Annotated in this window: 18 protein-coding genes; 9 read left to right on the top strand and 9 right to left on the bottom strand. The window is 64.8% G+C overall.

All coding sequences use genetic code 11. The annotated features are described in order from the left end of the window. The first annotated feature begins 18 nt into the window (after nt 1-18). Complete coding sequence (locus tag VGO12_RS27905) at nt 19-990, top strand: GlxA family transcriptional regulator (protein WP_327515975.1); 972 nt, start codon at nt 19-21, stop codon at nt 988-990. Nucleotides 991-1025: 35 nt separating this feature from the next. On the opposite strand, the gene VGO12_RS27910 is transcribed toward VGO12_RS27905, so the two are convergent. The 5 genes from VGO12_RS27910 to VGO12_RS27930 all read right to left on the bottom strand — a co-directional run bounded on the left by VGO12_RS27910 (nt 1026) and on the right by VGO12_RS27930 (nt 7595). Then, complete coding sequence (locus VGO12_RS27910; RefSeq protein WP_327515976.1) at nt 1026-2276, bottom strand: MFS transporter; 1251 nt, start codon at nt 2274-2276, stop codon at nt 1026-1028. After that, nucleotides 2276-4681 (bottom strand): TonB-dependent siderophore receptor, encoded by a 2406-nt coding sequence (locus VGO12_RS27915; RefSeq protein WP_414650791.1) that lies wholly within the window; start codon nt 4679-4681, stop codon nt 2276-2278. The genes VGO12_RS27910 and VGO12_RS27915 overlap by 1 nt, the downstream gene beginning before the upstream one ends. 195 nt (nt 4682-4876) lie before the next feature. After that, a complete protein-coding gene (locus VGO12_RS27920) occupies nt 4877-5827 on the bottom strand; it encodes a FecR family protein (RefSeq protein ID WP_327515977.1) in 951 nt (316 codons plus the stop codon). Between the two features lie 99 nt (nt 5828-5926). After that, nucleotides 5927-6433 carry an RNA polymerase sigma factor gene (locus VGO12_RS27925; RefSeq protein WP_327515978.1) on the bottom strand — a complete coding sequence of 169 codons (507 nt, stop codon included), beginning with the start codon at nt 6431-6433 and terminating at the stop codon, nt 5927-5929. A gap of 244 nt (nt 6434-6677) precedes the next feature. Then, the gene (locus VGO12_RS27930; RefSeq protein WP_327515979.1) at nt 6678-7595 is read right to left on the bottom strand and encodes a LysR family transcriptional regulator; all 918 of its coding nucleotides are present in this window, start codon (nt 7593-7595) and stop codon (nt 6678-6680) included. A 91-nt stretch (nt 7596-7686) separates the two neighbouring features. Between VGO12_RS27930 and VGO12_RS27935 the strand changes: the two genes are divergently transcribed. From VGO12_RS27935 to VGO12_RS27945, 3 genes are all read left to right on the top strand, one after another. Continuing rightward, nucleotides 7687-8079 (top strand): VOC family protein, encoded by a 393-nt coding sequence (locus VGO12_RS27935; protein WP_327515980.1) that lies wholly within the window; start codon nt 7687-7689, stop codon nt 8077-8079. A gap of 2 nt (nt 8080-8081) precedes the next feature. After that, on the top strand, nt 8082-8753 hold the full coding sequence (locus tag VGO12_RS27940) for an SDR family oxidoreductase (RefSeq protein ID WP_327515981.1): 672 nt from the start codon (nt 8082-8084) through the stop codon (nt 8751-8753). Nucleotides 8754-8947: 194 nt separating this feature from the next. Next, the gene (locus VGO12_RS27945) at nt 8948-9964 is read left to right on the top strand and encodes a zinc-binding alcohol dehydrogenase family protein (RefSeq protein WP_327515982.1); all 1017 of its coding nucleotides are present in this window, start codon (nt 8948-8950) and stop codon (nt 9962-9964) included. A 29-nt stretch (nt 9965-9993) separates the two neighbouring features. Here VGO12_RS27945 and VGO12_RS27950 read toward each other — a convergent pair whose 3' ends face one another. Further along, nucleotides 9994-10488 (bottom strand): GAF domain-containing protein, encoded by a 495-nt coding sequence (locus VGO12_RS27950; protein WP_327516040.1) that lies wholly within the window; start codon nt 10486-10488, stop codon nt 9994-9996. 277 nt (nt 10489-10765) lie between these two features. Here VGO12_RS27950 and VGO12_RS27955 point away from each other — a divergent pair, with 277 nt between their 5' ends. Next, nucleotides 10766-11584, top strand: a complete 819-nt coding sequence (locus VGO12_RS27955) for an arginase family protein (RefSeq protein WP_327515983.1) — start codon at nt 10766-10768, stop codon at nt 11582-11584. A gap of 38 nt (nt 11585-11622) precedes the next feature. On the opposite strand, the gene VGO12_RS27960 is transcribed toward VGO12_RS27955, so the two are convergent. Continuing rightward, nucleotides 11623-12645 carry a serine hydrolase gene (locus VGO12_RS27960; RefSeq protein WP_327515984.1) on the bottom strand — a complete coding sequence of 341 codons (1023 nt, stop codon included), beginning with the start codon at nt 12643-12645 and terminating at the stop codon, nt 11623-11625. A gap of 99 nt (nt 12646-12744) precedes the next feature. After that, nucleotides 12745-13317: a helix-turn-helix domain-containing protein gene (locus VGO12_RS27965; RefSeq protein ID WP_327515985.1), complete on the bottom strand. Its 573-nt coding sequence runs from the start codon at nt 13315-13317 to the stop codon at nt 12745-12747. 89 nt (nt 13318-13406) lie between these two features. Here VGO12_RS27965 and VGO12_RS27970 point away from each other — a divergent pair, with 89 nt between their 5' ends. The 4 genes from VGO12_RS27970 to VGO12_RS27985 all read left to right on the top strand — a co-directional run bounded on the left by VGO12_RS27970 (nt 13407) and on the right by VGO12_RS27985 (nt 16948). Continuing rightward, nucleotides 13407-14315 (top strand): SDR family oxidoreductase, encoded by a 909-nt coding sequence (locus tag VGO12_RS27970; RefSeq protein ID WP_327515986.1) that lies wholly within the window; start codon nt 13407-13409, stop codon nt 14313-14315. A 159-nt stretch (nt 14316-14474) separates the two neighbouring features. After that, entirely contained in the window at nt 14475-14729 is a 255-nt protein-coding gene (locus VGO12_RS27975) for a hypothetical protein (RefSeq protein WP_327515987.1), read from the top strand. 311 nt (nt 14730-15040) lie between these two features. Next, nucleotides 15041-16051 carry a murein L,D-transpeptidase family protein gene (locus VGO12_RS27980; protein WP_327516041.1) on the top strand — a complete coding sequence of 337 codons (1011 nt, stop codon included), beginning with the start codon at nt 15041-15043 and terminating at the stop codon, nt 16049-16051. An 81-nt stretch (nt 16052-16132) separates the two neighbouring features. After that, nucleotides 16133-16948 (top strand): L,D-transpeptidase, encoded by an 816-nt coding sequence (locus VGO12_RS27985; RefSeq protein WP_327515988.1) that lies wholly within the window; start codon nt 16133-16135, stop codon nt 16946-16948. A gap of 57 nt (nt 16949-17005) precedes the next feature. On the opposite strand, the gene VGO12_RS27990 is transcribed toward VGO12_RS27985, so the two are convergent. Then, nucleotides 17006-17722, bottom strand: coding sequence for a L,D-transpeptidase (locus VGO12_RS27990; RefSeq protein ID WP_327515989.1), 717 nt, complete (start codon nt 17720-17722; stop codon nt 17006-17008). Nucleotides 17723-17766 lie beyond the last annotated feature (44 nt).

A 17766-nucleotide genomic window follows, 5' to 3' on the forward strand; every position in this document is an offset into this window, starting at 1 on the left:
TCACCGGACCCTCCTACCATGCACACCATTGCCGTCGTCGCCTTCGAAGGCATCAGCCCGTTTCACCTCTCGGTGCCCTGCATCGTCTTTGGCGACGACCTGCTGAAGCTCGGCGCTCCGCGCTACCGACTGCTGATCGCAGGCGAAAAGATCGGGTCCATCCACACCATGTCCGGCTTCAGCATCGACGTCGGACACGACCTTTCCGGTCTGACGGAAGCGGACACGATCATCGTTCCGGCCTGGGGTGCGCCGAGCGATCGCCCACCCCAGGCGCTGCTTTCTGCGCTACGAACGGCCCATGCCCGAGGCGCCCGGCTCGTCGGCCTTTGCCTCGGCACGTTCGTGCTGGCGGAGGCAGGGCTGCTCGATGGGAGAACGGCTTCGACGCACTGGGCCTGGGCGGATGAATTCGAGTGCGCCCATCCTGAGGTCGCATTGAACCGCAATGCGCTTTACGTCGACGAGGGCGATATCCTGACGTCGGCCGGCACGGCGGCGGCGATCGACTGCTGCCTGCATATCGTGCGCACCGATCATGGCGCGGAGATCGCCAACCGCATTGCCCGCCGCCTCGTCGTCGCGCCGCATCGCCAGGGCGACCAGGCGCAATACATCGAAGCGCCTTTGCCGAAGCAGGGTAGCGGCGATCTGCTCGCAGCGACGATCGCCTGGGCGATCGCGCATCTGAACGAGCCGCTGTCGCTCGAACGCCTGGCCGATCACGCCGGCATGAGCCTGCGCAGCTTCACGCGCCATTTCCGCAAGAAGACCGGAACGACCTTCACCCAATGGCTTCTGGGGCAGCGGCTCGCCGTGGCGCAACGGCTGCTCGAAACCGGCAGCTGTTCTGTCGATCACATCGCCGACATGGCCGGTTTCGGCTCGACGGTATCGCTCCGCCAGCATTTCACCCGCGCTTTCTCGATCTCGCCCGCGAGCTATCGTCGTCAGTTTCAAAGCCGGCCTGCCCTTCGATCCGTGCCCTGAGCGGTCGCTCACCCCCACGTGCAGGAGCGCCGGCATCAGGGCAAGGCGCGCTCCGCGCCAACCGAATTCGGCTGCCGCCGCAGCAGGATCGCCAGCATAGGCACCGCAACCGTCGAAACCGCCGCCGCGCACAAGAAGAAGGTGGGGTAACCGAAGCGTTCGGCGATCCAGCCGGCGCCGAGGCCGCCCGCCATTCCGACCAGGCTGTCCATGCACTGGAAGAGAGTGAAGTCGACGCCGGCCTGGCGCGGGTCGGCGAGCCCCATGAACTGCGCGTAGAGCGCGACGAAGCCGATCGCCATGACGCCGGAGGAACTGGCGACCGCAAGCGTCATCACGAGCGACCGCGCGACATCGCCGGATGCGCCGACATAGGCGAAGGCAACAAGCATCGCCACCTGCAGCACAAGCGCGCCGATCAGCACTGTGGCCGCCCCGCAGAGACGCACGAGCAGCCCGCCGACGAGCGCTCCGCCAAACCCGACAAGCATGCTGCCAATACCGTTCAAGATGCCGACGGAGGCGAGATCGAAACCGTAGTCGATGAGGAAGGGGCCGAGCATCGCGAGCCCCCATTTCTGTGCGGAAACATAGATCGCCGCGAGCACCATCCCCTTGCGCACGTCGGACCGGCGCAGCGCAGCCTTGAGCGACGGCGTGTGGCTGCGCGTTGCGCTCGTCGGGCGTGAACCGGGTCCAAGCAGGAAGGGCAGACCGAGCGAAAGCACCACCGTGGCCATGATCCACACCGCCAGCGCCCAGCCGAGCCGGTCGACAAGCACGAGGAATAGGCCGGCGCCGATCGCCGAACCGACATAGGAGCCGCCGACCTGGGCGGCATTGCCCCAACCGTGATGCTCCTCAGCCAAGGTCTCGACGGCAAAGCCGTCGCAGGCGATGTCCACGGTCGAGGTGAAAAGCGCGATGAACACCAGGCAGGCGAGAACCGGAGCCAGCCGTTCCGTGCCGAGCAGGCCAAGGACGGCAAGCATCGTCGCCGAAAGCGCGCCACCGACAAGAATGATGACGGCCGAGCGGTTGCGGCCGACCGCAGGCAGGCGGTAACGCTCGACCTGCGGCGACCAGAGGAACTTCAGCGCCCAGGGCAAAATCGTCAGATAGACAAGGCCGATCTGGTCCAGCGGCAGACCTTGCGTCCGCAAGACCGCCGGCAGGCCGAGCATGGTCAGCCCGCCGATCACGCTCTGCGCCACATAGAGCCCGCCGACCGCAAGGAAGATCGCGGCCGGGGATGGCCTTGCCGGATAGGCCGCCGGCTGCGTCATCAGAAGCGGTAGCGCAGGCTGGCGACGACCTTGCGGCCTTCGTCGAAGTAGCAGAAGCCCGTGGTGCAGAGCTGATCCACCTCGTCGAGCAGATTTGTTGCATTGAGCTGCAACCGCACGCCCTCGAAATTCGGATTGGCCGCGCCGAGATCATAGCGCACGGAAGCATCGACGAAGGTGCGCGCCTGGTTGTTGAGAACCGGCGTATGGACGTTGTCGCCGAAGCTCGAACCGACATAACGCACGCCCGCGCCGACGCCGAGCCCTTCGAGCACGCCCGACTGGACCTCATAGTCCGCCCAGAGCGAGACCATGTGGTAGGGCGAGGAGTTCAGCTGGTTGCCGAGGGTCTCCGACGTCAACTTGGTGATCTCGACGTCATTGTAGGAATAGGACGCGATGAAGCTCCAGCCGTTGTCGAGCGAAGCCGTGCCTTCGAGCTCGAACCCACGGGACTTCAGATCAAGCTGGCGCAGCAGGTTCAGGCCCGACGACGTTTCGTAGACCGTGGCGTTTTCCTGGTCGATGTTGAAGACCGCGGCGGTGATTGTCGCGTTCTGGTCGGGGATCTCGTATTTGACGCCCGCTTCCCACTGCTTGCCGAGCGTTGGCATCGCCGGGGTGTCGGTACCGCCGAGATTGAGGATCACGCCCGGGTTGGAGACGAAGGCAGTGCCATAGCTGACATAGGGCATCATGCCGTTTGGCAGCACATAACCGAGGGCCGCGCGCGCCGTCGTTTCGCTGTCGTCGCGGTTGAAACGCCTGCCGTCGACCGCGTACCTGTTGTCGACCCAGTCGTGGCGCAGGCCCGCCGTCAGGCGCCAGGCCTCGTACTCGATCTGGTCCTGGAGATAGATGCCAAGGCCGCTCTGCGACTGTTTCTGCGTCGAGGTCAGCTTCGGCACATAGGTGAAGTCGTCCCGGAAGAGATCCGGCCCGCTGCCCTGCGCGGAGGTGTATTTCATGTAGCTGTAGTCGATGCCGGCGATCAGCTGGTGGGCGGCCGCACCGGTGTCGAAGTCGAACTTCAGGTAGGTGTCGCTGGCAAGGCCGGAATTGTCCTCGACCGTCAGGCCGGGATATTTTGCAAACACCCATTCCTGTCGCGTCGAGATGTCGGAATAGCGCAGCTTGTGAAACAGCGTGACGCCGTCCGTGAGCTCATGCTCCAGCTCGTAGCCGATGCGCGCCTGCTTCTGGGTGAAATCGTTGAAGCGGGCATCGCCGCCATAGGTCGGGATCGCGCCGATAGACTTGCCGTCCGGCCCGTAGCGGTTGATGTAGCCCCAGGTGCCGCCGGTGGTGGAATCCATGTATTCGCCAAGCAGCGTGAATTTCGTTCCCTCGTCCGGCTGCCAGGTGAAGGCCGGCGCAATGAACAGGCGATCGTCCTTGACCGCCTCGATCTCCGTGCGCCCGTCGCGCGCAAGCCCGGTCATGCGGTAGAGCATCGTGCCTTCGTCATCGAGCGGCCCGGAGACGTCGAAGGCGCCCTGCAGCCGTCCGAAGGAGCCGTATTGAACCTCGACCTCGCGCAGCGGCTCGCTGGTCGGCCGCTTCGAGACGATATCGACGATGCCGCCCGACGAGCTTGCGCCATAGATCGAGGCGGCCGGCCCGCGCAGGGTCGCAATCGCCTCGACGCCATAGGGTTCTAGCCGGAAGAGGCCGTTGGGGCTGGCGATCTGGCGCAAGCCGTCACGGAAGATGCCGGTCAGCGTCAGGTCGATGCCACGCACCTTGAAGGCGTCGAAGCGCGGCTCGGCGCCGTACTGGCCGACGCGGGCGCCCGGGGTATAGTTCAGCGCCTCCATCAGGTTCTGGGGCTTCAGGTCCTGCAGCTGCTTCTGGCTGATCACCGACATCGATTGCGGCGTCTGCATGACCGGCGTATCGGTCTTGGTCGCGATCCTTGCGGATTTGGCGACGTATCCGTCGGTCTCGACAATGCCCTCGGCGCCGGTCTTTTCGCCGGCTGCAACGATCTTTTCGAGCTGCGTCGCGCCGTCCCTGACCACGGCGCCGGTGGTGATGGCAGCATCCCGCGGATCGAAGATCCGCACGGTCTTGTCGCCGACGACGCTGTAGCCCAATCCGGTTCCGTCAAGCAGCTGCTTGACCGCGGCTTCGGTTGCATAAGCACCGGCAACGCCCTTGGTCACCTTCCCGCTGGTCAGCGCGCTTGGATAGAGCAGGCGCAGATCTGCCTGCTGGCCAAGTTTCAAAATACCCGCTTCCAGAGATCCCGCCGGAACAAGGATGGTCCTTTGCGCCGTCATCGCGGCCGGCGTCGCCGTGGCTTGCGCCTCTGCCGCCCCTGCGCAGGCAATGAAAGAAACGCCGGCAAATGCCGCCCGTGTGAAAGAACGGCGCTGCAAACCGCGGCCCTTTAAAATTCTCATGCGAGATCCCCTACTCAACGTCAGGCAGGCCGCCTGCAGGGACGATCGACGGCATCCCCGTCATCCGCCTTGCCCACCCTCAGCACTGCCACTCATGACTAAGAGCGCTGGGAGCGGGACCTCCTGACGTCGCCAGGAACATTTTTGATGAGGCGCCCGCCCGAAATGGCCGTCATCCGTGCGCCCCCTTTGCCGCTACCGCGACTGGACGACGACCATGAGGCCGGACAGCCGGGTCACGCGGAGCGGCAGGCTCGCCTCCAGAGCCGTAAGCGCGTCGTCGGTGTCCTTGAGGTCGAAGATCCCGGAAACCTCGAGCGCGCCGGCCGCCGGGTCGATGAGCAGGATGCGGCCGCGGCGATAGCGCTCGAGTGTGGAGAGCACCTCGCGCAGCGGCCGGCGCGAGAACACGAGCTTGCCGTCGCGCCACGCGGTTCCGGCGGCGACATCCGCCCTGGACAGCGAAATCCGCCCTTGCCGGTCGATCGTCGCCGCTTCGCCGGCGCCAAGCACCGTCTTCTGGCCAGCCGCCTCGACTTCGACACGCCCTTCCTCGACCTGCACGTCGGCGGCCCCGCCGCCACCGGCGGTTCGCACAGCGTAGCGGGTGCCAAGCGCCTTCGCGCTGAGCGCGCCGTCCTCGACGACAAAGGGGCGCAGGGGGTTCTTCGCAACCGCGAAGAAAGCCTCGCCGCGCAGGATCCGCACCGTTCTGCGGCCCTCGTCGTAGCGGACGACGAGGGCCGTGTCGGTGTTGAGGTCGACCTGGGTACCATCCTCCAGCGCGATCCGCCTGACCTCGCCGACACCTGTGTAGTAGTCGGCGCGAAAGCGGTCGCCGTAGGGCGTCGAGAGCGACAGGATCGCGACGCCCGCGGCAAGACAGAGCCCGACGAAGCCGGCGACCCGACGACGGCGCTGCGCCCTCAGCTCACCAAGCCTGCCTGCGGGGATCGGCACGTCGCCAAGATCGCTCCAGAGCACCCGTAATTCGTCATAGGCCGCCTGATGATCCGGATTCTCCGCGAGCCAGCGCTCCAGCGCCTGGCGATCCATCTCGGTCGCATCGCCGGACTGCAGCCGTGCGACAAAGGCCGCCGCTGCTTGAAGAATGCCGTCATCGATGCTCTGGCGATTGCCGCTCATTCAAATCTTCCGGTCGATGTGAAATGCCATCGGGCGACCCCCGCACGGAACCGCTCCCGTCATCTTAGAGTTGAAAGGGCTGTTCTGCCTGACGTGTGTTCAGAAATTAATCTCGGCGCGCATTTTCCGGCATTCAAGCAGCGCCCGGATAATGTGCTTTTCGACCATGTTTCTGGAAATGCCGAGCTCCGCGGCGATTGCGCCGTTGCTGAGGCCATGCAGGCGGCTGAGGATGAAGACCTGCTGGCAACGGTTGGGCAGGCCCTCGATCGTGCGCGCCATGATCAGGAGGCATTGGCGGGCGTTGACGATGCGGTCCTGGATCGGCCGGTCTTCGGCATGATCGGCGCCCTCCTCGTCGGCCACGAACATAGACCGCTCGCGCGCGGCGCGCTCGGACGCGACCCGCGCGACGGAGCGGGCGACCTGAAAGAGATAGGCCTGCGGATTCTCGATCAAGGTCGAGCGCGACGCCTCCAGCATGCGCACGAAGGTCTCCTGCGTGGCATCGACCGCATCCTCGCGATTTCTCAGGCGACGGCTGAAGAAGCGGCGGATCCTGCCCTCCTCCCGCTCATGAAGCCCCTCAACCATCGCATCGGTCATCAAAACGCCTCTCCATCACGCGACGCGATCGCGCGGAGCGCCGCGTCGCCAGCATCCGGCCCCGAGCCGGCATTTATCTTGAATACGTTACTCATGTTTCATAAGGGAAGCGGCCGCGCGCCGCAATGCATCGTCCTGCGGCATGAGGAACCGATTGTGCGGCGGATCGGGGCAACGCGGACAATCGCGACGAACTGTTGCACGACGGCCACTGCGGCGAACCGTGCGCCTCAAGCCGCAGGCTTCAGTTCCGAGGTGCCCGTGCCGCCACGTTTTCGATCTGGCCGAGTTCCGTGGCGATGCGATCGATCAGCAGCCGGACGCGGCGCGGCTGGACGTTTGCCGGCGGATAGACGATCTGGAGCCCGGTTTCCCCCGCCGCAAAATCGGCGAGCAATTCGACGAGCGCACCGGACGCCAGGTCCTCGGCAACGTCCCAGACGGATTTGAGCGCAATGCCGTGGCCGGCGCGGCACCACTCGGCCACCAGGCCGCCGTCATTGGCGACGCGCCGCCCTCGCACCATCACCTTGTGGGGCTTGCCCTCGACCTGAAAGGTCCACTCCCGGTCGAGGTTGGCGCCGAAGCGCATGACGATGCAGTCGTGGCGGGAGAGGTCATCGGGATGTTCCGGGCGTCCCGCGGCGTCGAGATAGGCGGGTGCAGCGCAGACCACCCGCCGGTTTTCGCCGAGCGCTCTCGAGCGCAGGGTGCTGTCGGCAAGAACGCCGTGACGGATGGCAAAATCCAGGCCCTGCGCCACGAGATCGAGGTAGCCATCGGTGAGGTTGAGATCGACAGTCACCTCAGGATGCTCGGCAAGGAAGCGGTCGAGGATCGGCACGATGTAGCGTCGGCCCATGTCCTCGGGTGCGCTGAGCCGGATCGGACCGGAAATCGTCCGCATGCCCGACCGGATACCGCGTTCAAGCTCGTCGGCCTCCGCCAGCAGGCGACGGGCGCCATCGACCAGCAGGCGCCCCTCCTCCGTCAGGCTGATCGCACGGGTCGTGCGCTTGAGCAATGCTGCGCCGTAGTGGGCTTCGAGCGCCGCGAGCCGCTCGGAAACGGAAGCTGGCGACAGCCCCTTCTCGCGCCCGGCGGCCGAAAGCCCTCCCTTTTCGACGATCAGCAGAAAGAGGGCGAGATTGTCGAGCAACATCTTTCGCTTTCTCCGAAATATAATTTTGGAGATAAGCCGATTATCCGGATACGCCGCAATAGCTAAATTCCTCCTCGAAAGGAGAAATGCAATGCAGCTCGACCATGTGACCATCCGAACGGCCGATATCGAGGCGACACGCGCTTTCTTCGAGACGATCTTCGGGCTGAGGGTCGGCGAGCGGCCGTCGGCAATTCGGCGGATACCCGGTCACTGGCTTTACTCGGACGACAAGCCGATCGTTCATATCATCGGCGGCTATGGCAACAGATACGACCGCGCGGCCGAAGCGATCGACCACGTCGGCTTCCGGCTCGAAGGCTATGGCGACTTCCGCGCGAGGCTCGACCGGCTGGCAATCCCTTACTCGACCATGGACCTCGCCGACATCGGCGAACGCCGCCTGTTCCTGCGCACACCCGGCGGCCCGCTTCTGGAGGCCGTCTTTTCCGAACCCGTTCCCGCACAGTCCCCTGGAGAATGACCATGAGCTTCAATGACAACACCCTCTCCGTCGTCGTCGGCGGCACCAGCGGCATCGGCGCCGCAGTCGCCAGGGCCCTGAGCCTTCGTCCCGGCCGTGTCGAGATTGCCAGCCGCGCCAGCGGACTTGATATCGCCGATTCCGCGGCGGTCTCCGACTATTTTCGCAAGCTTGGTCCGCTCGACCATCTGGTGGTCACCGCAGGCTCGTCAGCCCCCGGTGGAACCGTTGTCGATGTGGATCTCGATGCCGCCCGGGCAGCCTTCGACGTCAAGTTCTGGGGTTCGGTTGCGCTTGCCCGCGCGGCATCGGGATATCTCCGCCCCGGCGGCACGATCACCTTCACCTCGGGCTTCCTCGCGCGGCGGGCCGTTCCCGGCACCTTCGTCAAGACGGCGATGAATGCCGCTCTTGAGGCCACCGCGAAGATCCTTGCCAGGGAACTCGCGCCGCTGCGCGTCAACGTCGTCAGTCCGGGGCTGACGCAGACGGAAGCCTATCACGGCATGACGGCAGAGGCGCGCGATGCGATGTTCGATCGCGCCGCAGCCACCCTGCCCGCTGGTCGCACCGGGCGTTCGGACGACATCGCCCGGGGCTACCTCTTCGCCATCGACAACCCTTTCGTCACCGGATCGGTGATCGACATCGAAGGCGGCGCGCTAATCAGCTGAGCGAGTGCGTTCCAGCGCCATTTTCGCAGCGATCCTGCCACCGATCGGCCCGCCAGGCATGTGACGTCGGCAACGACAAGCTGTTCGGCGGCAACACCAAAGGTTAGTCTGCCCAACGGCCCGGAAAGCACGGCATGAGCGCCATGACCAACATCCAAGACCAGTTACCCAAGACCCGTGAAAAGGAGCAATCCATGAAAGCCGTCGCCCTCACCCGCTATCTGCCGGTTTCCGATCCGCAGAGCTTTCTCGATGTCACCCTGCCGAAACCAGAGCCTCAGGGACACGACATCCTGGTTGCCGTCGCCGCCATCGCCGTCAATCCTGTCGACGTCAAGATGCGCGCACCGAAGGACAAGATCGAGGAGACGCCGCGCGTGCTCGGCTGGGATGCCAGCGGGGTGGTCGAGGCGGTTGGCGCCGATGTCACGCTGTTCAAACCCGGCGACCACGTCTATTACGCCGGCGATCTGACCCGACCCGGCTCCAACCAAGAGTACCAGCTCGTCGACGAACGCATCGTCGGCCGCAAGCCGAAGAGCCTTTCCTTTGCCGAGGCCGCAGCTTTGCCCCTGACGACGATCACCGCCTATGAGTCCTTCTTTGACCGGCTCGGCATTAACAGGGACGGCGCCGATCGCGGCCAGTCGATCCTGATCGTCGGCGGCGCCGGCGGGGTGGGCTCGATCGGCATCCAGCTGGCGAAACGCGCCGGGCTGACCGTCATCGCCACGGCCTCGCGGCCTGAAACGATCGCCTGGGTCAGGGAGCTCGGCGCCGATCACGTCGTCAGCCACCGTGAACCGTTGGTCGCTCAGGTCCGGGCCCTTGGCTTTGCCCATGTCGAACACATCGCGATCTTCAACGACATGCGCCACTGGGATGCCGCAGTCGAACTGATCCGCCCGCAGGGCGGCATCGTCTCGATCGACAATACAGATGTGCCGATGCCGATGGCCGGGATGAAAACCAAGGCGGCGAGCCTTCACTGGGAGTTCATGTTCGCCCGCCCGATGCACCAGACCCCCGATATGATCGAGCAGCACCGGTTGCTCTCCTTCGTTGCCGACGAGATCGATGCCGGCCGGCTGAAGACGACGCTTGCCGAAGTGCTGTCGCCGATCAATGCCGAAAACCTGCGCGAGGCCCATCGTCGCATCGAGACCGGTGCGGCCAGGGGCAAGATCGTCCTCGAAGGTTTTGGCGGCTGACGCCAGCGCATGGCGTCGATTGGCAATACCTAAGCGAAATCGCTGGCCGCGACATAGATCGCGGCGAGCGCTTCGAAGCCCGCCTGATCCTGGCTGTCGAAGCGACCTGGGACGGGGCTGTCGAGATCGAGCACGCCGAGCACGCGGCCATCCTTGATCAAGGGCACGACGAGTTCCGAACGGGACGCCGCATCGCAGGCGATATGTCCCGGGAAGGCATGCACATCGGGAACCAGCATCGTGCGCTTTTCCGCCACGGCGCTGCCGCAAACGCCCTTGCCGACCTTGATGCGCACGCAGGCGACCTTACCCTGGAACGGCCCGAGCACCAGTTCATCGTTCGGTCGCAGGAAATAAAAGCCCGCCCAGTTGAGGTCCGGCACCAGATCGAAAATCAGCGCCGAGAGGTTCGCGGCATTGGCGATGAAATCGCGCTCATCGTGCAACAGGCCGTCGAGCTGGCTCGTCAGCTCACGATAGAAGGTTTCCTTGTCGCCGGTGTCGATGGTCTTCGTCGCAAACACGGTCTTGCCTTTCAAATCTTCGTCGCCAGGTGGCTGAACGCTTGCAGCAGCGATCGTCCCTGCGACCATTCGCGCGCAGCAATAGCACCAACCGCGCACGGAGAAAATTGCGATCGTTTCCGGCGATCGATATATCCGTAGCAACATATCGATTCCACGCGCCGCCGTTTCAAGCCCCGCCTCACCCGCTTTCCAACGCGCCGCCGGACCTCACTGGCTGCCACGCGACCGGCTCGTCCGGCTGCGCGCGATGCTCGCAAGATGCAAGGAGAACACCATGCCTTATGAACTCATCGTCTCCCAGGGACGCATCGCCGACCGGACACCGGGCGCGCTTGCAGGCGCGGCCCTGACGGCGGAGGCGCTGAGCAAGAGCACCGGACTTGTGCCCACTGTCTTTGGTGAACAGTCGCCTGCATGCAAGGACGACTGGTCGGTGAGCTTGCCCGAAGCCCGGACAACACTGACGGGTCTGCAGGGGGCTATCGCTGCGACGCTGCGGCGGGGCAATAAGCCGTTGATGGTCGCCAACACCTGCTCCGCGAGCCTTGCAAGCCTGCCCGTCGTCGCCCGGCACCATCCGGATGCAATCGTGCTGTGGATCGATGCCCACGGCGACTTCAACACGCCCGAGACGACCGAAAGCGGCTACCTCGGCGGCATGGTCCTTGCCGCCGCCTGCGGTCTGTGGGACAGCGGCCATGGCAGCGGCCTGAACCCGGGCCAGGTCGTGATCGTCGGAGCCCGCGACACCGATGTGCCGGAGGCGGACTTGATGCGCCAGGCCGGCATCCGCACGCTTTCACCTGCCGAAGCGACGCCCGAGGCCATCCTGTCGGCGATCGGCGACAAGCCAGTGTGGATCCATGTCGACTGGGATGCGCTGCAACCCGGAAACGTGCCGGCCGCCTATGCCATTGCATCCGGCCTGCTGCCACGCCAGCTCAACGCCATTTTCGGGGCCATTCCGGCGGCGCAGATTGCCGGGATCGAGCTTGCCGAATTCGAGGCGTCGGGGGACGCGGAAAAGGATGCAGCAGCGCTCGAGTGCCTGCTTGATATCGTTGCGCCGCTGACCGCGGTCCCGCCTCGATAGAGGGGCGCTCTCGCGCCGGGATCCCTGACGAGACCGGCTCAGCCGTCGGTTTCGGGTAAGGCCTTGACGGTGGCGATGATCTCGCCGAGCACCAGATGCAGCGTGTCGCGGTAACCGTTGCGCGCCGATGGCCCGCTCTCGGCCGAGGTCATCACCACCGTCAGATCGAGGTTCGGCATGATGTAGAGCATCTGGCCGCCATAGCCCCAGGCGAAATGCACGGTCTCGCCGGCGACCTGGCGCGTAAACCAGCCATAGCCGTAGCTGTCGCCGGAAAAGCGCGAATTGGTGCGGTGCTGCCACGACGCCTCGATCCAGGCAGGAGACACCAATTGCACGCCGGAGGCCGTGCGGCCGGCGTTGCGGTAGAGTTCACCGAAGGCCAGCAGCGACCGCGGGCTCATCGCCATCTGGTTGCCGCCGAGATAGATGCCTTGCGGATCGCGGTCCCAGGCGCCGATGCGGAAGCCGTCGAGCGGCCCGAGCCACTCCCGCGCGAGTGCAAGCGTCGACTTGCCGCCGACCTTCGTCAAAATGGCCGAAAGCAGATGGGTCGAGGCGGTGGAGTAGAGCATCGCGCCACCAGGATCGTCGTCGAACGGCTGGGCAAGTGCTGAGCGGACCCAATTGCGGCTCGCAACCCAGCGGCCGTAATTCGGGCCGGAGAGCCTGCCGAGGCCAGCCTGCATCGAGAGGAGGTTGCCGATGGTGATGTCGTTGACGCGCGGGTCGGGCGATGCCGGCAGATCGGCCTTGAGGATCGGGGCGATCTTCTGATCCGGCCCTTCGAGGAGACCCTTATCGATGGCAATGCCGACCAGCGCCGAGATGATCGACTTCGACGCCGACTTGATGTTGGTCGGATTCGTCACCCGATTGCCGCGATAGCCGCGCTCGGCGAGGATCTTGCCGTCGCGGGCGACGATCACGGTCTTCAGGGGCTCAAGATCCGGACGTTGCGCCAGCGCGTCCAGCAGCACCGAGACCGGCGCGGGCGACTGCGCGGCGGCCGGCAGGACGGAGATCAGCACAACGAAGAAGGCAGCGACAAAACGGGTCATGGACCAGCATCTAAGACTGCCGCGCGCCGCCGTCATCGGCCAAGTGACCATCTCACGCTGAATTGAAATCCGGGTGATCGCGCGAGGGAAGAGGGGGGGCTACACCGACGGCTGCCGCGCAAACGCGCTGACGAAGCGGCGCAGGCTCTGCTCCACGAACGTGGTGACCGGCACCGCAGGATCGAAGCTCCACCACAGCAGCGAACCCTGCCATTGCGACGCCATCAGGAGCCCAAGTCCGGGCGCGGCACCGGGAAGCCCGGCGAGGCATTCGTCGAGCACGCCCGAAAGCACGTCGCGCCATTTCGCGCCGCGTGCCCTGAGCAGCGGGTCTCTCAGGTCTTCGCGCAGGATTCTCAGATCGTCGGCATAGCTGTCGATCGCGCCATAGTCGCCGGAAAGGCCGACGAGAAGAGCGATCGCCCCTTCCGGCGTTCGCGGCACATGCGCCATCAGGTCCGTCGTCTGTCCATCGAGACCATCCCAGGCGTGAACCAGCGTGCTCTGGATCAATCCGGCCTTGCTGCCGAAGCGCTGCACCAGCGTGGCGCCGGAGAGACCGGTTCGCGCCGCAAGCGCTGCGAAGGTCAACCCTTCCGGGCCCTCCGCCCTCATGATCGCAAAGGCTGCCTTCAACACGTCTTCGTCTGGCATTGTCTTTGGGCGCGGCATCTTGACTCTCATTTATAAACGAACAATCATTTATAAATAGAACTGGCGGGAAAGGCCATAGGCCTCCCGCGTCGGCAAGGAGAAAAAAAATGACACTCGAAGGAAAAGTAGCGCTCGTCGCTGGAGCGACGCGTGGCGGCGGTCGCGGCATCGCCGCCGAACTGGGTGCTGCGGGCGCCACCGTCTACGTGACCGGCCGCACCACGCGACAGCAGCAGTCCGAATACCGACGATCCGAGACGATCGAGGAGACCGCCGAAATCGTCACCAGCCTCGGCGGCAAGGGTATCGCCGTTCAGGTCGACCATCTGGAGCCGGCACAGGTCAAGGCGCTCATCGAGCGCATCCGCGCGGAACAGGGTCGGCTCGACATTCTTGTCAACGACATCTGGGGCGGCGAATTGCTGTTCGAATGGAACAAGCCTGTCTGGGAGCACAACCTCGAAAATGGCCTGAAACTGCTGCGGCTCGGTGTCGATACCCACCTGATCACCGCGCATTACGCCCTGCCACTGATGATCGAGAAGCCGGGCGGCCTGCTGGTCGAAGTCACTGACGGCACCGCCGAGTACAATGCCGAGAACTACCGGCTGTCTCCGTTCTACGATCTCGCCAAGGTTTCCGCCAACCGGATGGCCTGGGCGCACGCCAGGGATCTGGCGCCGCATGGCGCAACATCGGTTTCGATCACCCCCGGCTGGATGCGCTCGGAGATGATGCTCGAGCATTTCGGGGTCGGCGAAGACAACTGGCGCGATGCCACCAAAAGCCAGCCGCATTTCGTCATCTCCGAAACGCCGCGCTTCGTCGGCCGCGCCGTGGCGGCCCTTGCGGCAGACCCGGAGAAAGCGCGCTTCAACGGGCAGTCGCTGTCGAGCGGCGGGGTGGCGCAGGTCTACGGTTTTAGCGATCTCGACGGCTCGCGGCCGGACTGCTGGCGCTACATGCGCGAGGTGATGGAGGCGGACAAGCCGGCCGACGCCACGGGATATCGGTAAGCCAGAGTGGAATACGGCGCCGACTGCCTGCACCCTGCCCCACCCGGCTGGGGCGGGAAATATGCCTGACGACGGGGCCGAGCCTTGAACCCAAAGGCCGGCTCCTGTAGGTCCGGGGCGCTAGGAACGGCGCGGCAGCGCAAGCAGGTGTGATTGAACATGGCGTCGCGGGATCGTTATTCGAGAAAGCTGGAATGCGCGAAGTGCGGGGCCTCCGGTTTCGCCGAGGCGTCGGAGAACGACAGCGCCAAGGGCGGCAATCGCGGCTTTACCATCGACGTCATGCCCAAGGGCTTTACGACCGAACGCAACGCGTCCGACCCCGCCAAGCACATGATCCGCTGCCGCTGCGGCAACGTCTTCGCCTTCAGGCAGAAGACCGTCTACGCCCCCGGCAGCGAACCGCGCGGCTAAGCCCCGCGCAAGCAAGCGGGTCCATGTTGAGAAAAAATTCACCATCTTGTCTCAACATCGACCCAATCGGCGGGCAGCTAAGGCACGCAGGCGTGTTCAAGTTTTATTGATCGCAACCGCCTGTGGCGAAGGCTTGCAGGCAAAGCTGCCACCGCTTAATCGCTGAGATCAAGCCGACCGAGACGCTGGTTTGCGCAAGGCCGGCACCCGCCCCGCACGTACAACGGCTGGTGGCGCAAGCATTTCCAGGAGCCCGCATGCGGCGCGAGAAGACGAAAAGCCCGACCTCGAGAACGCCCACTGCCAAAGGCATGGTCGCGCAGGTACTGCTCATGCGTCATGCGCTGGCGGTCGGGGCATTGGCGTTCGCTCTGTCCGGCTGCATGGCGCTCGACGCCGACGACGTGCGCGAGCCGCCGCCGATCCCGGCCAAGCTCATTGCCGCGATGGCCAAGAACGGCAGCAAGCCGGAGAGCCCGGTGCTCGTTCGCATCTTCAAGCAGGAGAGCGAACTTGAGGTCTGGAAGCAGAACAGCAAAGGCCAGTACGCGCTGCTGAAGACCTATCCGATGTGCCGCTGGTCGGGAAAGCTCGGACCGAAGATGAAGTCGGGCGACCGCCAGGCGCCGGAGGGATTCTACCATGTCTCGGCCGGCATGCTGAACCCGAAATCGCAATATTTCCTGTCGTTTAACCTCGGCTATCCCAACAGGCTGGAATCGGCGCTCGGCTATACCGGCGAGGCGCTGATGGTGCATGGCGCCTGCTCGTCTTCAGGCTGCTATGCGCTGACGGACCAGGGCGTCGGCGAGATCTATTCGGTCGTCCAGCGCGCGCTTGCGGGAGGCCAGGGCAATTTCCAGGTGCAGGCCTATCCTTTCCGCATGACGGCGGCAAACATGGCCAGCCACCGCGGCGACCCGAATTTCGACTTCTGGAAGAACATCAAGCAGGGCTACGACATCTTCGAGGCGACGAAGCGCCAGCCGAAGGTTTCGGCCTGTGGTCGCCGCTACGTCTTCAACACCGAGTTCGAGGGTGGCGAGCCGACCGACCCGCTCGCCGCCTGCCCGCCGGCCATCTCGACACCGGACGCCGGACTGGTGGCAAGGCTGCAATCGGAAGACGCCAAGCTCACGGGCCTGATGGCGAACCAGACCTCAGCCCCGCTCAATGCCTATGTCGACGGCGGCATGCATCCGAGCTTCCGGGCTCTGCTTGAGAAAAACGGCGCGGAAAAGCTGGCCGCGAAGATATCGGGAACTAAGTATCCCATTAGCCGACCCGAAGCGGCATTGGCAGACCCCTACGCCGGCCTGTGACCGCTTCGACCGGGGACGCACCATCGACCCCTCAGGTCGAGCGCATCGCCGCGAGCGACCAACAGGACGACCGAGGATTCCATGCCTGACCAAGTGATCCGCCGCCGCACCTTCCTGCAACTCTCAGGCGGCATGGTGGCCGCCGGTCTTGCGGGCTGCGCCTCGCCCCGTCCGGTGGAGACCCGCGCCTACGCGCCGGAACCGGCCCCCGCCTTCGATACGATGCTTGCGGACATGTACGGCGAAAAGCCGAACGAGACCTATCCGTTGCCGGCCATCCCCTATGAGAAGATCGATCCCCGCTTCTACCGCCAGATGGTCGCGGATCCGACCGGCGAGAAGCCGGGCACGCTCGTCGTCGATGTCGGCGGCCATTTCCTCTATCGGGTCTACGAGGGCGGCCAGGCGATGCGCTACGGCGTCGGGCTCGGCAGGGCCGGCTTTGCCTGGGCCGGCCGTGGCGTCATCCAGTACAAGCGCGAATGGCCGCGCTGGAACCCGCCGAACGAGATGGTGGCGCGCCAGCCGGAGTTGCAGCAGTACAGCATCGAGGCCGGCGGTATGGATCCGGGTCTCAGGAACCCGCTCGGCGCGCGCGCGATGTACATCTTCCAGAACGGCGAAGACACGCTCTATCGCATCCACGGCTCGCCGGAATGGTGGACGATCGGCAAGTCGGTGTCGTCGGGCTGCGTGCGCATGATCAACCAGGACGTCGTCGACCTCTACAACCGCGTGCCGAACGGCACGCCGATCGTCGTCACCGACCTCTCGGGCGCCGGCATGGCCCAGTCACAGCCACAGCCACAACCGGAATACCTTCCGGAAGAAGAGCCGCAATCGTCACGGCGCCCGAACTATATTCGGCTCGGACCGGACGGACTTCCGGCCCTTTAGCCTATTTCGACCAGATCGTCCGGTAAATGGCGGCAAAAACCGCCATTCTGTCGCCCATTACAGGACGAGCAGCGGCGTCTTGCCGCGAACCCGAGCGTAAAGATCGATCGCGTCCTGCTGCAGCATGCGAACGCAGCCGGCAGACGCGTTCTTGCCGATCGAACGCCACTGCGGCGAACCGTGAATGCGGTAGAGCGTGTCCTTGCCGTCCTGGAAGATGTACATGGCGCGGGCACCGAGCGGGTTGTCGAGGCCCGGATCCATGCCGCCGGCGTCGATGCCGTATTTCTTCAGGTGCGGCTGGCGCGCGACCATATCGTCGGGCACGGTCCAGCGCGGCCACTTGCGCTTCCAGTGCACCACGGCGCGGCCCTTCCAGGCGCGCCCGGCCGCCCCGAGGCCGACGCCGTAACGGATCGCACGGCCGCCGGGCAGGACATAATAGAGGAACATCGTCTGGGTATCGACGACGATCGAATGGGCCGGTTCGTTGGTGGCATAGGCCACTTCCTGGCGCAGGAACTGCGGCTTGATTTCGGTGTACTGGATGCCGGGAACGTCGTAGCCCTCGTCCTTCACCGGCGCATAGATCGCCGCATAGTCGAAGGTCTTTGTCGGCACGCCCGCCTGATCGGCCGCCTTTTCCGGCGAACCGCCGTCACCAGCGATCGGCTCGATCAGTTTCGGCTTCGGTTCGGGCTTCGGGATCTGCGTGCAGGCAGTCAGGACGGAACTGGCGATCACCGCGAGCAGCGACCGGCGGGACAAATTCATCGACACTTTATTTTATTCCAGGGTTGGAGATTTCGGTTGGGAGG

Origin of the sequence: Ensifer sp. (genome assembly GCF_035999135.1) — a bacterium.
Lineage (GTDB): Bacteria > Pseudomonadota > Alphaproteobacteria > Rhizobiales > Rhizobiaceae > Ensifer.

Coding starts and splice junctions, on each gene's coding strand:
- VGO12_RS27905 (WP_327515975.1), top strand. CDS start 19: ATGCACACCATTGCCGTCGTCGCCTTCGAAGGCATCAGCCCGTTTCAC.
- VGO12_RS27910 (WP_327515976.1), bottom strand. CDS start 2,276: ATGACGCAGCCGGCGGCCTATCCGGCAAGGCCATCCCCGGCCGCGATC.
- VGO12_RS27915 (WP_414650791.1), bottom strand. CDS start 4,681: ATGAGAATTTTAAAGGGCCGCGGTTTGCAGCGCCGTTCTTTCACACGG.
- VGO12_RS27920 (WP_327515977.1), bottom strand. CDS start 5,827: ATGAGCGGCAATCGCCAGAGCATCGATGACGGCATTCTTCAAGCAGCG.
- VGO12_RS27925 (WP_327515978.1), bottom strand. CDS start 6,433: ATGACCGATGCGATGGTTGAGGGGCTTCATGAGCGGGAGGAGGGCAGG.
- VGO12_RS27930 (WP_327515979.1), bottom strand. CDS start 7,595: ATGTTGCTCGACAATCTCGCCCTCTTTCTGCTGATCGTCGAAAAGGGA.
- VGO12_RS27935 (WP_327515980.1), top strand. CDS start 7,687: ATGCAGCTCGACCATGTGACCATCCGAACGGCCGATATCGAGGCGACA.
- VGO12_RS27940 (WP_327515981.1), top strand. CDS start 8,082: ATGAGCTTCAATGACAACACCCTCTCCGTCGTCGTCGGCGGCACCAGC.
- VGO12_RS27945 (WP_327515982.1), top strand. CDS start 8,948: ATGAAAGCCGTCGCCCTCACCCGCTATCTGCCGGTTTCCGATCCGCAG.
- VGO12_RS27955 (WP_327515983.1), top strand. CDS start 10,766: ATGCCTTATGAACTCATCGTCTCCCAGGGACGCATCGCCGACCGGACA.
- VGO12_RS27960 (WP_327515984.1), bottom strand. CDS start 12,645: ATGACCCGTTTTGTCGCTGCCTTCTTCGTTGTGCTGATCTCCGTCCTG.
- VGO12_RS27965 (WP_327515985.1), bottom strand. CDS start 13,317: ATGCCGCGCCCAAAGACAATGCCAGACGAAGACGTGTTGAAGGCAGCC.
- VGO12_RS27970 (WP_327515986.1), top strand. CDS start 13,407: ATGACACTCGAAGGAAAAGTAGCGCTCGTCGCTGGAGCGACGCGTGGC.
- VGO12_RS27975 (WP_327515987.1), top strand. CDS start 14,475: ATGGCGTCGCGGGATCGTTATTCGAGAAAGCTGGAATGCGCGAAGTGC.
- VGO12_RS27980 (WP_327516041.1), top strand. CDS start 15,041: ATGGTCGCGCAGGTACTGCTCATGCGTCATGCGCTGGCGGTCGGGGCA.
- VGO12_RS27985 (WP_327515988.1), top strand. CDS start 16,133: ATGCCTGACCAAGTGATCCGCCGCCGCACCTTCCTGCAACTCTCAGGC.
- VGO12_RS27990 (WP_327515989.1), bottom strand. CDS start 17,722: ATGAATTTGTCCCGCCGGTCGCTGCTCGCGGTGATCGCCAGTTCCGTC.